Annotated in this window: 13 protein-coding genes; 4 read left to right on the forward strand and 9 right to left on the reverse strand. The window is 62.9% G+C overall.

Features of this window, described 5'->3' with window-relative positions:
- Positions 1-87 precede the first annotated feature (87 nt).
- Positions 88-927, forward strand: coding sequence for an ABC transporter ATP-binding protein (locus AAFG13_RS11990; protein WP_212310154.1), 840 nt, complete (start codon positions 88-90; stop codon positions 925-927).
- Between the two features lie 64 nt (positions 928-991).
- Here the strand turns inward: AAFG13_RS11990 and AAFG13_RS11995 are convergent, their stop codons facing one another.
- A complete protein-coding gene (locus AAFG13_RS11995; RefSeq protein ID WP_212310155.1) occupies positions 992-2140 on the reverse strand; it encodes an AGE family epimerase/isomerase in 1149 nt (382 codons plus the stop codon).
- A 95-nt stretch (positions 2141-2235) separates the two neighbouring features.
- On the opposite strand from AAFG13_RS11995, the gene AAFG13_RS12000 reads away from it, so the two are divergent.
- Both AAFG13_RS12000 and AAFG13_RS12005 read left to right on the forward strand, forming a co-directional pair.
- On the forward strand, positions 2236-3459 hold the full coding sequence (locus AAFG13_RS12000; RefSeq protein WP_342712098.1) for an AMP-binding protein: 1224 nt from the start codon (positions 2236-2238) through the stop codon (positions 3457-3459).
- A gap of 99 nt (positions 3460-3558) precedes the next feature.
- Positions 3559-4089 carry an HAD family hydrolase gene (locus tag AAFG13_RS12005; RefSeq protein ID WP_212310157.1) on the forward strand — a complete coding sequence of 177 codons (531 nt, stop codon included), beginning with the start codon at positions 3559-3561 and terminating at the stop codon, positions 4087-4089.
- A gap of 32 nt (positions 4090-4121) precedes the next feature.
- Here the strand turns inward: AAFG13_RS12005 and AAFG13_RS12010 are convergent, their stop codons facing one another.
- The 3 genes from AAFG13_RS12010 to AAFG13_RS12020 are packed head-to-tail and all read right to left on the reverse strand — an operon-like array spanning position 4122 to position 6755.
- A complete protein-coding gene (locus tag AAFG13_RS12010) occupies positions 4122-5219 on the reverse strand; it encodes a DegT/DnrJ/EryC1/StrS family aminotransferase (protein WP_212310158.1) in 1098 nt (365 codons plus the stop codon).
- Between the two features lie 10 nt (positions 5220-5229).
- Complete coding sequence (locus tag AAFG13_RS12015) at positions 5230-5697, reverse strand: acyltransferase (protein ID WP_212310159.1); 468 nt, start codon at positions 5695-5697, stop codon at positions 5230-5232.
- Positions 5694-6755 (reverse strand): Gfo/Idh/MocA family oxidoreductase, encoded by a 1062-nt coding sequence (locus tag AAFG13_RS12020; protein ID WP_173637672.1) that lies wholly within the window; start codon positions 6753-6755, stop codon positions 5694-5696. Before AAFG13_RS12020 ends, AAFG13_RS12015 begins: the two co-directional genes overlap by 4 nt.
- A 364-nt stretch (positions 6756-7119) precedes the next feature.
- Here AAFG13_RS12020 and AAFG13_RS12025 point away from each other — a divergent pair, with 364 nt between their 5' ends.
- Positions 7120-8481, forward strand: coding sequence for a hypothetical protein (locus AAFG13_RS12025; RefSeq protein ID WP_342712099.1), 1362 nt, complete (start codon positions 7120-7122; stop codon positions 8479-8481).
- A gap of 46 nt (positions 8482-8527) precedes the next feature.
- Here AAFG13_RS12025 and AAFG13_RS12030 read toward each other — a convergent pair whose 3' ends face one another.
- The 5 genes from AAFG13_RS12030 to asnB form a co-directional block, all read right to left on the reverse strand.
- Positions 8528-9832: a nucleotide sugar dehydrogenase gene (locus AAFG13_RS12030; protein WP_342712100.1), complete on the reverse strand. Its 1305-nt coding sequence runs from the start codon at positions 9830-9832 to the stop codon at positions 8528-8530.
- Between the two features lie 209 nt (positions 9833-10041).
- Positions 10042-11091: a UDP-N-acetylglucosamine 2-epimerase (non-hydrolyzing) gene (wecB, locus tag AAFG13_RS12035; RefSeq protein WP_342712101.1), complete on the reverse strand. Its 1050-nt coding sequence runs from the start codon at positions 11089-11091 to the stop codon at positions 10042-10044.
- A gap of 8 nt (positions 11092-11099) precedes the next feature.
- Entirely contained in the window at positions 11100-12011 is a 912-nt protein-coding gene (locus AAFG13_RS12040) for an NAD(P)-dependent oxidoreductase (RefSeq protein ID WP_342712102.1), read from the reverse strand.
- Positions 12012-12018: 7 nt separating this feature from the next.
- On the reverse strand, positions 12019-13206 hold the full coding sequence (locus tag AAFG13_RS12045) for a class I SAM-dependent methyltransferase (RefSeq protein ID WP_342712103.1): 1188 nt from the start codon (positions 13204-13206) through the stop codon (positions 12019-12021).
- Positions 13167-15029 (reverse strand): asparagine synthase (glutamine-hydrolyzing), encoded by a 1863-nt coding sequence (gene asnB / locus AAFG13_RS12050; protein ID WP_342712104.1) that lies wholly within the window; start codon positions 15027-15029, stop codon positions 13167-13169. Before asnB ends, AAFG13_RS12045 begins: the two co-directional genes overlap by 40 nt.
- Between the last annotated feature and the right edge of the window lie 200 nt (positions 15030-15229).

Here is a 15229-nt window from a genome sequence, read left to right on the forward strand (position 1 = left end):
GCCGCGGCCTCTCGAGAGGTCGCTGATGCCTCTGGGATACTGGGCCACCCGCCTTCGCGGGTGGCGACAGTCGAAGGTGATCGAAGCATGAGCGAAACCGCAACTGCCACCCGCCCGGTGCCGACGGCCGTCCCGCCGCCGCCACTGCTCAGCGTCAACAATATCGAGGTCGTCTATGACGACGTCATCCTGGTGCTGCGCGGGCTCAGCCTCGAGGTGCCGAAGGGCGCGATCGTGGCGCTGCTCGGCGCCAACGGCGCCGGCAAGTCGACCACGCTGAAGGCGATCTCCGGCCTGCTCAAGACCGAGGACGGCGAAGTCACCCGCGGCGAGATCCTGTTCGAGGGCCAGCGCATCAACGGCATCGATCCGGACAAGATTGTCCGCCGCGGCATCTTCCAGGTGATGGAAGGCCGCCGCATCGTCGCCGACATGACGTCGCTGGAGAATCTGCGGCTCGGCGCCTTCACCCGGCGCGACCGCGAGGTCTCGGCCGATATCGACATGGTGTTCAAATATTTCCCGCGCCTGAAGGAGCGCACCGGCCTCGCCGGCTACCTCTCCGGCGGCGAGCAGCAGATGCTCGCGATCGGCCGCGCGCTGATGGCGCGCCCGAAGATGATCCTGATGGACGAGCCGTCGATGGGATTGTCACCCCTGCTCGTCAAGGAAGTGTTCGCGATCATCAAGGAGATCAACCGCGATCTCGGCGTCACGATCCTGCTGGTCGAGCAGAACGCCCGCGCCGCGCTGTCGGTCGCGAGTCATGGCTACATCATGGAACAGGGCAAGGTGGTGCTCGACGGCTCCGCCGACGAGCTGCGCGACAATGAGGACGTCAAGGAATTCTACCTCGGTGGCGCCGGCGACCAGCGCAAGAGCTTCAAGAACCTGAAGAGCTTCAAGCGGCGCAAGCGCTGGCTGTGAGGATATCGAGCGTTTTCGGGCGGTGTTGCGTATGCAGAAAACGCGTCAGACTAGGAAGGCGGTTCTATCCGAGCACCTGCTCGGCCTCAGTGACCGCGCAGAGCACATGGTAGAACGAGGACGCCGGGATCGTGGCGACCAGCGAAGCGCCTTCGCGGTCGAACTGGTCGTACCAGCCGCCGGCCACGGGATGGCTGAGATAGTGCCGCTCCAGCAGCACCAGCGCCGCGCGAGCCTCGTCCGCCGCTCCAGCTTCGCCCGACTCCGCCTGCGCGATCCAGGCCTTCGCCAGCTCGCTCTGCGGCCACAGCCGCCTGCTGTGGCGGCGGATGTTGCCCTCGGCATCGCCCTCGTCGATCAGGCAGCCGGTGGCGTCGCGATAGCGCAGCGCAGAGGCCAGGAGCTCGCCGCGCGGACGCCCGGTGGGGCAGCCGGTGATCCGTTCAAATCCCTTCAGCAGCCAGACCCATTCCGCGAGGTGCCCGGGCTCGACGCTGACCGGCGGGATCTTCGACCAGTCCTCCTCGAAATATTCGCCGAGGGTGTGCGTCTGCTTGTCGTAGAGATTGGCCAGGAACAGCGCGAAGAAGTCGCCGGCGCGGTTCTGGAACGACAAATCGTGGGTCGCGTCGAAGCAGGCGATCATCGCCTCGAACAGATGCATCTGCGGGTTCTGCCGGCGCGGCATCGACGGCGGCAGGCCCTCCTGGAAGCCGCCATGGGGCGAGCGCAGCTGGGTGTCGAGGAACGACAGCAGCGCGTCGATCTCGGCGCGGATCTGGGCGTCCTGGTCGAGGCCGTAGGCGGTCGCCAGCGCGAGCAGGACGAAGGCATGGCCGTAAGTGTCGCGCAGCGGGTCATGCACGCCGCCGTCCGGCGTCAGGCTGAAGACGAAGCCAGGCCGGCCATCCGGCGCCTTGGCCTTGGCCAGCAGGTAGTCCAGCCCTTTCAGCGCGATCGCGCGGCCCTCGGGATACCAGCCCATCTGGGCCGCCTTGGCGTAGCAATAGATCTGGCGCGCCTGCACAAGCAGCCGGCGCGGCGCAGCGTTGTCGGCTGTCCCATCCTGATGCAGCCGGTCGACAAAGCCGCCGGCCTTGCCGTCCCAGCCGACCGTCGACCACAGCGGCAAGGCTTGGTCGATGATGCGGCGCTTCAACCTCGCGACGACGTCGGCGGCCCCGTCCGCCGCAACGCTCTCTGCCTCAGCCATCGTGCTCCCTGGAACCGTCCCAATGTCAGCGGTCACCGTCTGATAGCACGGGCGGACCGGCACGCCACCTGCGCAAATCCTCTCAAGGACCTGCCATGACCGACCATTACGACGCCCTTGAAACGCGCGATCCGGCCGAGCGCGAGGCCGCCCTGTTCGCCCGGCTGCCGGACGTACTGCGCAAGGCGATGGCAGCGCCCGCCTATGCCAACCTGCTGAGGGGCATCGATCCAGCGTCCATCACCAGCCGGGAGGCGCTGGCGGGGCTGCCGGTGCTGCGCAAATCGGAACTCCCGGCCCTGCACAAGGCCGCCCCGCCCTTCGGCGGCTTCGTGGTCGACCAGCCCGGCTCGTTCGCCCGGCTGTTCACCTCGCCCGGACCGATCTTCGAGCCCGAAGGCCGCCAGGCGGACCCCTGGCGCGGGGCGCGGGCGCTGTTTGCGGCCGGCTTTCGCGAAGGGGACGTGGTTCTCAACACCTTCAGCTATCACCTCACCCCGGGCGGCTTCATCTTCGACGCCTCCGCGCGGGCGCTCGGCTGCGCGGTGATCCCGGCTGGCCCAGGGAATACCGAGCAGCAATTCGAGCTGATCGAGGCCTATCGCCCGGTCGGCTATAGCGGCACACCTGATTTCCTGAAGATCCTGCTCGACGCTGCCGCAGCTGATGGCCGCGACGTGTCCTCGATCAAGCGCGCTCTGGTCTCCGGCGCCGCCTTTCCGAAATCGCTGCAGGAGGAGATGAAGTCGCGTGGCGTCGAGGCCTACCAGGCGTTCGGCACGGCCGATCTCGGCCTGATCGCGTTCGAGACGCCGGCGCGCGAGGGAATGACGGTCAACGAGGACTTGATCCTGGAGATCGTCAAGCCCGGCACCGGCGATCCCGTTACGCCCGGTGACGTCGGCGAGATCGTGGTGACCTCGCTCGATCCACATCATCCGTGGATCCGCCTCGCGCTCGGCGATCTGACCGCCGCCCTGCCCGGCGCGAGCCCGTGCGGACGCACCAACATGCGCATCAAGGGCTGGATGGGCCGCGCCGACCAGACCACCAAGGTCAAGGGCATGTTCGTGCGCCCCGAGCAGATCGCGGAGATCGCCAAGCGCCATCCCGAGCTCGGACGGCTGCGCCTCGTGGTCACGCGTGCCGGCGAGGCTGACGCGATGACGCTGAAAGCCGAATGTGCTTCGGCGCCGGATGCCCTGCTGAACGAAGTTGCGGCCACGCTGCGTGCCGTCACAAAGCTTGGCGGCGCCGTCGAGCTGGTCGGCGCAGGCTCGCTGCCGAACGATGGCAAGGTGATTGCGGACGAGCGATAGCCTTGAGGCCACCCGGGGCATGTTCGGTCCGCATTGTCGCACGCGGCATTGTGAACTATTGAGCTGGCTCATGCCTCGTGGAGACGGGATCATCACCTCATGAGCAGTGCTTCCGAAAGTGAGCCGCGACGGCCGGCGGTTTTCTTCGATCGGGACGGCGTCCTGAACCGGGATATAGGTTACCTGTTCGAGAGCCACAGGCTGATCTGGATCGACGGCGCCCGCGAGGCGGTGAAGGCCGTCAACGACATTGGTTATTTCGCATTCGTCGTGACCAACCAGTCAGGCGTGGCAAGAGGCCTCTATGAGGAGGCGCACGTCCAAGAGCTACACGACTGGATGGCTGCCGAGTTCGGCAAGATCGGCGCGCATATCGACGCCTTCGAGTATTGCCCGTTCCATCCGGAAGGGACCGTTGAGCACTATCGGCAGGTCAGCCACCGGCGCAAGCCGTCGCCGGGCATGATCACCGATCTGCTGGAGCGCTTTCCGGTCGATGTCGAACGGAGCTTTCTGATCGGTGATCAGCCGACCGATCTCGAGGCTGCACGCGCAGCGGGCCTGAGGGGCTACCTGTTCTCAGGCCCCAATCTGGAAGCATTCCTGAAGCCGCTGCTGCAGCGAAGCTGAGCCCCCCGCCCGGTGCGAGGACGTCTGCGCGATCAGAACTTGCGAACCAGGTCGATCACCTCATCCTGCTGCTGGCGCGTGATCTCGGCGAAGATCGGCAGCGAGAGAATCTGGCCCTGATCACGATGGGCGTTGGGAAATTGCTCCGGCCGGTGGCCAAACCGTGCATAGGCCGGCAGGAATGGCAGCGCGGTGGGGTAGTTGATCGCGGTCTGCACACCATTGGCGTTCAGATGCGCGGCGAGCGCGTCGCGGCGCGGGTGCCTGATCGTGTAGAGGTGGTAGACGTGGCTGCGCGCGGGCGCCACTTCGGGCACCACGACATCCTCGATCTGGTTGAGGCCGGCGTCGTAGACCTCGGCGGCGGCCTGCCGGGCCTCGGTCCATGCGGTGAGATGCGGCAGCTTGGCCGAGAGGATCGCAGCCTGCATCCCGTCGAGCCGGCTGTTGACGCCCTCGATATGGTGTTGGTGCTTCACCAGCCCGCCATGGCGCGCCAGCATCGCCATCTGCTCGGCCAGTGCCGCATCGTTGGTGACGACCGCACCGGCATCGCCCATCGCGCCGAGATTCTTGCCCGGATAAAATGAATAGGTCGCGGCCTCGCCGAACGTGCCGACCATGCGGCCCTTGTAGCGCGCGAGATGGGCCTGGGCGCAATCCTCGATCACCCAGAGCTTGTGCTTCTGCGCGATCGCCATGATGGCGTCCATGTCCGCTGGCTGGCCGTACAGATGCACCGGGATGATGCCGACGGTGCGCGGCGTGATCGCGGCCTCGATCGCGGCCGGATCGATCGTGAACGTCGCGTCGTCGGTGTCGCAGAACACGACGGTGGCACCGGAATGGGTGATCATCGCCGCAGTCGAGATCCAGGAATGCGCCGTCGTGATCACCTCGTCGCCCGGCTTCACCTTCAGCGCGCGCATGGCGAGGTAAAGCGCATCGGTGCCGTTGGCGCAGGATACGCAATGAGCGACCTCCGCGGCCGCGGCGAATTCGCGCTCGAAGGCGTCGACATAGCTGCCGCGGATGAAGGCGTTGTCGCGGATCACGCCGGCGATCGCGACATCGATCTCGCCCTTGATGGACTGGTATTGCAGTTGCAGGTCGGCAAACGGCACCGGCATCGATATTCCCCTATTGGCTCGCCAGCAGCCGGCGTGCCGGATTGCCGGCATAGGTGCCTGATATCGTGATGTCCTTGGTCACGACAGCCCCTGCGCCGATGACGACGTCGTCGGCGATCCTGACCGGCATGATCGTGGCGTTGGAGCCGATCGACACCCGGTTGCCGATGACAGTCTCGCGCCACAACTCCTTGCGTCCGCGCGCCGGACCGCCGGTGGAGAACGTGTCGTTGACGAACATCACGCCGTGCCCGACGAAACAGTCCTCGCCGATGGTGACGAGCTCGCAGACGAAGGCATGTGATTGCACGCGGGTGCGCGCTCCGACGACCACGCCCTTCTGGATTTCGGTGAAGGGCCCGATGAAGCAGTCGTCGCCGAGCGTGCAGCCGTAGAGATTGCAGGGCTCGACGATCTTGACGCGTTCGCCGAACGCGACGTCGCGCACGCTGGCCTGATGCACTTCCGGCCGGTTCACGAAACGACACCCAGCCGGCTCAACCGCGGCGTGAAGCGCAGCGCAACCTCCTCTCCGGTCTCGATCGACTCATAGAGGGCCGAGATCAGCTCGAGGCTCTTGCGGCCCTCGAGCCCGTCGACCAGCGCCGCACGCTGGTTCTCCAGACAATCGACCACGTGATGATAGTAGGCCTGATGGCCGAAGCCGTAGACGTTGGGCGGGTTGACCGAGAACTTCTCCACGACGTCCTTGTCCGACGGCAGCTCGTTGACGAAGCGCCAGTGCCGGATCTGGTTGACCGCGAAACCGGAGATCTCGACCGTGCCCTTTTCGCCCAGGATCGACAGCGAACCTTCGAGATCGGTCGGGCGCGCCGCGGTGGTCGCTTCGATGATCCCGAGCGCGCCGTTGCGGAACTTCAGCGTCGCGACGGCGGTGTCCTCGGTTTCGATGTTGGCCAGCGCCGTCGTCGCGCGCGCATGCACGCTCACCACGTCACCGAAGAACCACTCCAGCATATCGACATGGTGGCTCGCCTGGTTGGTCAGCACGCCGCCGTCATAGGCCCAGGTGCCGCGCCAATCGTCCTGGTCGTAGTAGGCTTGGTCGCGGCACCAGCGCACCCGGACCGTCCCCAGGATGAGCTTGCCGAAGCGGCCGGCATCGAGCGCCTCGCGTGCCTTGACGACCGGCACGTTGAAGCGGTTCTGCTTGACGATGAACATCTTGATGCCGGCCTCGTCGCAGGCCCGGATCATGTCGTCGGCGTCCTGCAACCGCAGCGCCATAGGCTTCTCGACCACGACGTGCTTGCCCGCCCTGGCACAGGCGATCACATGCGCGGGATGCAGCCCGCTCGGCGTCAGCACGGCAACGGCGTCGATATCCTTGCGCGCCAGGAACTCGTCCATGTCGTAATGGGCGGGAACGGCGAACTTCCCGGCAATCGCATCGGCACGCGCACGAAGCGGATCGCAAACTGCAACCAGGCTCGCTCCCGCGATGTGATTGCCACCCAGGAGATCGGAATGGCGCTTGGCGATACGCCCGCACCCGAGCAGGCCAAATCTGATCATGCAACAGGCCCTGTCTTGTCTCGTGACCAGCCATTGCAGCCAGCCGAAGAGCCGAGGGAACAAGCGGCCTTGCGAGCCGCAGCATAGCGTCCATTACCCAGAAAACTCGGGATAAGGCAAGGCCTTGCCCCGATCGGGCAACACGGCCCGCGGCGGATTTTTTGCACAAGGCAACGCCGCTGCATCACCGGGGCAGGAAAAGCAGCACGAAGCACCAGCCTATCCTTGTCGTCCTACCGGTGCCGTGCCATGTCGTGGGGCCGAGGAGGCGTCATCGTGGGGCGATTGTTCGGGCCCAGCATGCCCGAATACGATCACCAACGAGACAGTCCAAACGCAGGGCCCGGTACGGCAGCAAATGAGAATGAACCATCGCGTCATGCAACTGGAGCCGGATTTGGGCCGGCGCCAAGCCAAGCTTGCCCTGCTGGCCTATGCTCACGTCGCGATTTGCTGCATTTCGCTGTACTGCATCACGATCACGGATTCCTTCCCGGGCGTCATCGGCTTCGACAAATCGCACCTGACATCTGCAATCCTGAACGTTCTGGTATTCAGTCCCGTCGTTATCCTGTTCGCACTCAGCCGCTTCAGCTTCGGCTATCTCGTCGGCTTCTACTTCTACATCATGGTTCTGGGATATCTCTGGCTGATCGAGTTCTCGCTGCTCGACTATGATCACCGCTTGGCGCTCATCTCGATCGTGCTTTCGGCGTTCGCCTTCCTTGTCCCCACGCTGTTTATCACCTCGCCAATGCGGCAGGTCGTCGTCATGCCGGCCCGCGCCTTTCACATGATGCCTTCCGTCATCCTGATCGCCTCGGCTGCGATCATCGGCATCGGCGCCCTCTACAACCTCAAGCTGGTCGACCTCAACGAAATGTACAAATATCGCGCGGAGGTCGCGCTGCCGGGCATCCTGCGATATGCGGTCTGGATCGTCTCAAACGCCCTGTTGCCGCTCGCCTTTGCCTGCTTCGTCACCAGCAAGCGGTTCTGGCAGGCAGGGATCTCGCTCGTTCTGATGCTCCTGATCTACCCGATCATGCTGACCAAGATGGCGCTGTTTGCGCCGGTCTGGCTGCTGTTTATCGCGCTCGTCTGCAAGCTGGTGGAGGCCAGGGTTGCAACGATCCTGTCGTTTTTCCTGCCAGTCCTGATCGGCATGATCCTGTTCGTGCTGGTCAAGACCGACTTGTTTCCACTGACCCCCGGACTGGTCTATTTCGGCACCGTCAACACCAGGATGGTTGCGATCCCGTCGCTCGCCCTCGAAATCTACAACAACTACTTCTCGGCACATCCGCTGACCCATTTCTGTCAGATCAACGCCTTGAAGCTTGTGGTCGCGTGCGCCTACAACGAGCCGATATGGGCCGTCATGGCCAGGTCCTATGATCTCGGTGCTTTCAACGCTTCGCTGTTCGCGACCGAAGGCATCGCTTCGGTCGGCCTCGTGCTCGCCCCGGTGTCCGCGCTGGGCTGCGGCCTGATCATTGCTCTCGGCAATCGTCTCTCGTCCGGGTTGCCGCCGCAATTCGTGCTGCTGTCCGCCGGGCTTCTCCCGCAAGTTCTTCTCAACGTACCGCTTTCGACAGCGCTGCTCACGAACGGCACAGGGCTGCTCTTCCTGCTCTGGTACATCGCGCCGCGGTCGGCCTTCGACCGGACGGCAGCCTCGACGGCCGCGGTGAGCGACCATCGACCAACTACTGAGGCCGCCTAGAGCTGCGGTTCTGGGCGAATGGCAGCCGGAGCGCCCGCGCGGTCGCCTAGGCGCGAATGATATTGTCCGCCGGCTGAGGAAACTTTCCACGGCAATCGACCAGCAGCGGCGCATGCGCGCCGAGCAGTTGATAGTCGAACTTGTCGTGGTCGGTCGCAAGCAGGACGCAATCAAATTGCCGCAGACTGTCCTCGGTGAGCGCGACGCTCGACAGATCGAACGAATGCGCCCGCATCTTCGGGAACGCGGGGACGTGCGGATCGCTGTAGGACACCTTGGCGCCGAGATCGCGAAGCCGCTCCATCAGCGCCACCGACGGCGATTCGCGGACGTCGTCGACATTCTTCTTGTAGGCGATGCCGAGAACCAGGATCGAGCTGCCGCTGATCGATTTGTGCCTCTGATTGAGCGCCAACGAAATCTTCGACACAACGTAGTCCGGCATCGAGGAATTGATCTCCCCGGCGAGCTCGATGAAGCGCGTGTGCATGCCGTATTCCCGCGCCTTCCACGTCAAATAGAACGGGTCGATCGGAATGCAGTGACCGCCGATGCCGGGACCGGGGTAGTACGGAACGAACCCGAACGGCTTGGTTGCCGCCGCACGGATCACCTCGTGAATGTCGATCCCCATCTTGTCGGCGACCATCTTCATCTCGTTGACGAGGCCGATGTTCACCGAACGATGGATATTCTCCAACAGCTTGGTCAGCTCGGCGGCCTGGGTCGAGCTCACCGGGACGACCTTGTCGATCACCTGACCATAGAGCGCGATGCCGGCCTCGAGACATGCCGGCGTGCAGCCGCCGCAGACCTTCGGGATCGAACGCGTCGTGAAGTTCTGGTTGCCGGGATCTTCGCGTTCCGGCGAGAAAACGAGAAATACGTCCTTGCCGACGGTGAAGCCGCACTTTTCGATGCGCGGCTTCAGTTCCTCCTCGGTCGTACCGGGATAGGTGGTGCTTTCCAGCGACATCACCATCCCCTGGTGGAGATACGGCAGCAGCGATTCCGTGGTGTTCAGCACGAAGCTTAGATCGGGCTCGCGATACTTGTTGAGCGGCGTCGGAACGCAAAGGATCAGCGCATCGACCTCGCGGGCGCGCGAGAAATCGGTCGTCGGCTCGAAGCCAAGCTCAGTGGCATTCTTGATGCTGTCGCTCGAGATATGCTCGATATAGGAGCGGCCGGCGCGAAGCGCGTCGACCTTGGTCTGGTCGATATCAAAGCCGATCACCTTGTAGCCGACCTCGCAATAGCGCAGCATCAGAGGCAGGCCGACATAGCCCAAACCGACGATGCCGATCTTGGCCGTTCTGTCGTTGAGCTTCGCGATCAATTCGGAATTCATTTCATCACTCGTACGGGGTTGTTACGGATAATCGGCCTGAAAACCATCTAACTGGGCCTCTGATAGCGCCATAGCGGCAAAGCCACAACCCTGGAAGGCCTGCTGGAGGCCTCCTCAAGCGCCGCGGCACGAAACCGAACGGGACCGTCGCTTGCCACAACTGGCGGCAGCTCCGGACGGAGCGCCTCGTCAAATTCCCCGCGGCAAGGCTACCGCGGGCCGCCCGAACTCAACAGGCGCGCGACATCGTAGGCGGCGCGACCGGTCCCATACTCGTCGATGTCGCGCCGAACCGCCTGCGCCGGCTGCTTCCAGAGCCGGTTCCACCCGTGCGTGATGGTCTCCGTCCACTCGGTCTCGTCACGCAACGTGACGCACGGCACACGATGGAAATAGGCCTCCTTCTGCACCCCTCCCGAGTCCGTATAGACTTCGAGGGCGTTGTGCAGAAGTTTCGCCATATCGAGGTAGCCGACTGGATCGATGACCTTCAGGCCGTCAAGATCGACGCCCATCGCCAAAGCAGCCTGTCGGGTGCGCGGGTGCAGCGGGAGGACAACGGGGAATTTGCGCGATTGATCCTGCAGGAACTGCACGACCGCGAGAAGCTGCTGCCGATCGCCGGTGTTCTCGGCGCGATGGATCGTGGCGAGCGCATATGTCTTCGAGGCCAGTCCGAGATTGCTCAATATCGCCGAGCTCTTCTCTGCCTTGTCGGTCACGAACAGGGTCGCATCGTACATCACGTCCCCGACGTGATGGACGCCTGCCGTCACGCCTTCAGCGGCCAGATTGGTGACGGCGGTGGTCGTCGGACAGAGCTGCAGCGCGGAGAGATGGTCTGTCACGACCCGATTGATCTCCTCCGGCATGCGGCGGTTGAACGATCGGAGCCCCGCCTCGACATGCGCGACCGGAATGTGCAGCTTCGACGCCGCGAGAGCACCGGCCAGCGTCGAATTGGTGTCGCCGTAGACGACGACCCAGTCGGGCTTTTCCTCGAGCAGGATCGGCTCGATCGCCATCAGCATGCGTCCCGTCATATCGCCATGGCCGCCGCCATTGATATCGAGATGATGTCGCGGCTTGGGAATGTCGAGCTCTTCGAAGAAGACGTCGGACATGTTCGGATCGAAATGCTGGCCGGTATGCACCATCACTTCCGAGAGCCCGTCGGTCTCCCGGATCGCGCGACTGACGGCCGCGGCTTTGATGAACTGCGGCCGGGCACCAACTATGGTCAGTATCTTCAGCGTCATGGGCTCTACTAACGGTGTTGCGATTCAGCCAGGCGATGATCCGGTGCGTCGACAGGGCTCGCCGAGATCGTCCTTCGAATTCCTTCCTTGAACTGCACAAAGCGTCGCAAGTCCAAACGAGATGCAAGGCGGCTCAGATCAGGAACAATGTCGACCGAGGGAGTGTTCGGGTGCACGATCTCGAACTTCGGTTCGACACCGAGCTGCTGACCTATCGTGTTCGAGATCTGTCGGATCGAGAGCGTCTCGGAGGCGGCTACGTTGAGCGTATCCGTCCAGGACGACGCAATGCTCGCAAGGATGACTTCAACGATATCGTCGATGTAGGTGGGAGCGAGGCGGATCCCCTCCGTGCCACCGGAAAGCTGGATCGCCCCGCCGTCCTGGATCCTGCGTACCAATTGCGGAATGAGCCGGTCGCGCTGGCCAGGGCCGTAGGGAAAGAACAACCGCAGAATGCTCAAGGAAAAAATGCTGGAGAACGGCTTCGCAACGACTTCGGACGCAAACTTGCTCGCGCCGAGGAAGCCGGGGGGCGCGAGGCCGGCGTCCTCTCTCAGCGCTGCCGCGAACGGCTCATAGACCGCGCCTGACGAGAGCAGGCAAAAGTGCTTGACCGCGGCCTGCGCCGCCCAATCAAGCAGTCGCATTGTCATGCCGACGTTGACGTCGAACATCTCGCGCGAATCCGCGGGGAAGTCGCGATAGCGTCGCGACTGAGCGGCATGAACAACGGCATCGATCGTCTTGGGGAAGCTGGAAGCGTCGATCGAAGCCGCTCCATCCCAAACCACCTTCGTTCCGAAGGCGACCGACGTGCCCGGCCGGCAGACGCAGAAAAGCTCGTGCCCCTCGGCCACCACCCGAGGGCCGAGAGCAGAGCCGACGAAACCGCTACAGCCCGTCAATAATATCCGCATGCGCGTGTCAGACCGTTGGCTTCGTCAGCAAGACTGAAATCCCGTTCGGATTGGAGTCGTTGAAGGCATAGTCCTTCACTCCGAGCTCCTTCATCCAGCCCGCAACCTCGTCGTCACTGTGCTGCCAGGCGTTGTGCGGATGATACCAATCGAAGTTGACCATGTTGTTTGTTTCGTAGTCGAACGCCTCGTTCCAGAAGCATTTCAGGAAGTTATAGTACAGCAATCGCTGGACGTTGTGCGTTCCTGCGGGAATCCCGAGCACCGGAATCGGCTTCTCAAGCGTGATCGTGGCATTCAGCCGCGAAAGCTCCCGGCCCAGCTCCGTGATCCCTTCGCACGCCGCGTAGCATTCCTCCGCGGAGAGCGGCATGAAATTCTGGCGGACGTGGTCGTCGGCGAAGACGCGCACGGCTCCCATCTTCCGATAGACGTAGAAGAAGAACTGGCCGCCGGGCCTGACCTTGCGGTACAGGGCCTCCACTGCCGCTCGGGTGTTGGGTGTGTGATGCAGCACCCCATCCGCGATGATGAAATCAAAGGTGTCATCGGGGAACGGAGCTTCCATCAAGTCGGCCTGGACGACCGAGCAGTTCTCGAGATCGCGGGTGTTCTCGAACGTCGTCAACGCCGCATCAGAAACGTCCAGCGCGAACACCTCGCCCGGGCAGTTCTCAGCGATGAACCTTGTGTTGAAGCCCGACCCTGGACCGACCTCGAGCACGCGCTGCTTGGACCGGTAGAAGGCCTTCAAGGCGTCCAGATCGGGCAGCCCGAGCTTCTTGCAATACCAACCGAACAGGAATTCCTTGTGCTCGGGTTGCAGCCCATACTGCTTGAAGCGGCGCCACTTGTCCGAGAAGGTCTGATTTGTCTTGGCCTGCTCATGGGCTTCCGGCCGGCTCTGCGCGGTCGCCGGCTTCGGCAAGCCGTACCGTGAACAAAAATCGGTCAGGTCGGGCTGCATCGGGCCGCTCAGGAAGCAGGGAACCCCGTGCAGAATCGGATACCACAGCGATGCATCGGGCGTCCGAAGCACGCCTTCGATGACCTGGCCTTCCTGTTGCGTGAAAGCCTCAAGCTGAAGCTCCATTCCATTCGGACGGAGACGTGAAGACGCAACGGTTCGCATAAATCTAGCTCCTACAACTGCAACTAATGGAGGGCGCCGCCATAGGCACCATGTTGCTTGCACCAGGACTCGAAGCTGAGCAAACACCAGATCAACGCGACATGGTTTGCCTTTTGCTCGAAATGCTCGTCCAGAATCCGACGTACGAAATCGTGTTGGAATACGCCTCGCTGCCTAATGCGGGATTCCGAGAGTTGCTCCTCGATCCATGAACGCAGAATCCCTCTGTACCAAGACGCGTCCGGAGGACCAAATCCCATCTTCGGCTTCCGGTAAATTGCGTCCGGGACCAGCGGCCGGACGGCCTCGCGAAACAGGATCTTGCCCGTGCTGCCGTCGGACAGCAGGCCCCAATCCACGCCGAGCAGATAGTCGACCAGTTCGTTATCCAGAAGCGGCACCCTGGTCTCAAGGGAATGCGCCATGGACAGCTTGTCTTCCAGCGACAAAAGACCTGGAAGATAGGTGGTCAGGTCGACGTGCATGACGGCGTCCCAGGGATCCCGCGACGGAACCGACCCGATCGCATCCCCGATCTCCGCGAGCGGATCGAAACCTCCTGCGGCTCGCAGAAACTCCGGCGTAAAGGCCTCGCCGATCTTGTCCGCCGATACCGGGACGTTGAGGCTTGCGCGGTAGAGGGCAAAGGCATCCCGTGAGGCCGCCGGATCTCCCGCCGCGGCGCGAAAACGCTGCATGACACGCTGCATCAAGGAAGCCGGAGCCGCCCTCGGCACGATGGCGTATCTGCCGATATACCCTCCGGTGACTTCGTCACCGCCGGTACCCGACAGCACGACCTTGGCGTCCTGAGCGACGCGTTGCGCGATCAGATAGTTCACATAGGCCATTCCCATGCGAGGATATTCGATCGCGCCAACCGTCGCATCGAGATGACGGACCAAGGCATCCTGCGGTACCATCAGCTCGACACGTTCGATGTTGAGCTGCTTGGCAACCTCCCGGGAGAACTCGCGCTCGTCGACGAATTTGTCGACACCGACATTCTCAAGATCGAAGATGCACGAATAGGCGCGGACGACCGGATCGATCTGATGCGCACCTGCCGTGATCGCCGAGCTGTCGATCCCGCCCGACAGATACGCCATGACCGGCACATCCGCAGCCAACTGCCTGCGCAACGCCGCCTGCAATATTTCGCCGAATTCGCCCGAAGCCCGCGCCAGACCAGGCGCGTATTTGCGATGGTAAGAGGGAGCCCAATAGGTGCCGCTCGAGCTGCCACTCAGCGTAATTCGTTCGAACGTACCAGGCTTGAGGAGACGGACGCCCCGGAATGGCGTGCGCCCTCCCCAATTGTTCATCAGCGTGAAGTACTCCAACGTCGCTGACGCATCGAACTGCTTGTTCAGCAATCCGCTGGCGTACAGCGCACGCACTTCCGAGCCGAATATGAGACCCTTGCCGGGCAACTCCGCGACGTAGACGGGCTTGATCCCGTATCGGTCGCGGGCGATCACCAGCTCGCGCTGGTTTTCGTCCCAGATGGCGCAGGCGAACATGCCGTTCAGCTTGTTGAACAGCCTGTCCTTCCACTGCTCCCAGCCATGGACCAGAACCTCGGTGTCCGAGTGGTCTGTCGCAAAGACATGCCCGGCAGCCTCGAGCTCTTTTCTCAGCTCGCGGTGATTGTAGATCTCTCCATTGAAGACCACCCATACGGTTGCATCCTCGTTGCACATCGGCTGGTTGCCGGTGGCCAGGTCGACGATCGCAAGCCTGCGGAAGCCCAATGCGACGTCTGGCGACAAATGGAAGCCGCTGTCATCGGGGCCGCGGTGTTCGATACTGGCCGCCATATTCCGAATCCGGGCGTTCGCGTCCGGACAGGCGCCAAAATGCAGAATGCCAGCAATGCCACACATTTTTTATCTACCTGGATCAAGGACGCGTGGCGACGGCACGAATTCGTGTGGCACGGCAAATGATCTCCGCATTCACAATATCACCAAGACTGACCCAAAACCTTCGCATAGACCCACAACTGCTCTCCAGCCTGACCACCAGTTCGAAACCTGCCTATCTCATCATGGCCCGTGCACAAGCTTCCCCGCACCGCGAGACT

Source organism: Bradyrhizobium sp. B124, from assembly GCF_038967635.1.
In the GTDB taxonomy this organism is placed as follows: domain Bacteria; phylum Pseudomonadota; class Alphaproteobacteria; order Rhizobiales; family Xanthobacteraceae; genus Bradyrhizobium.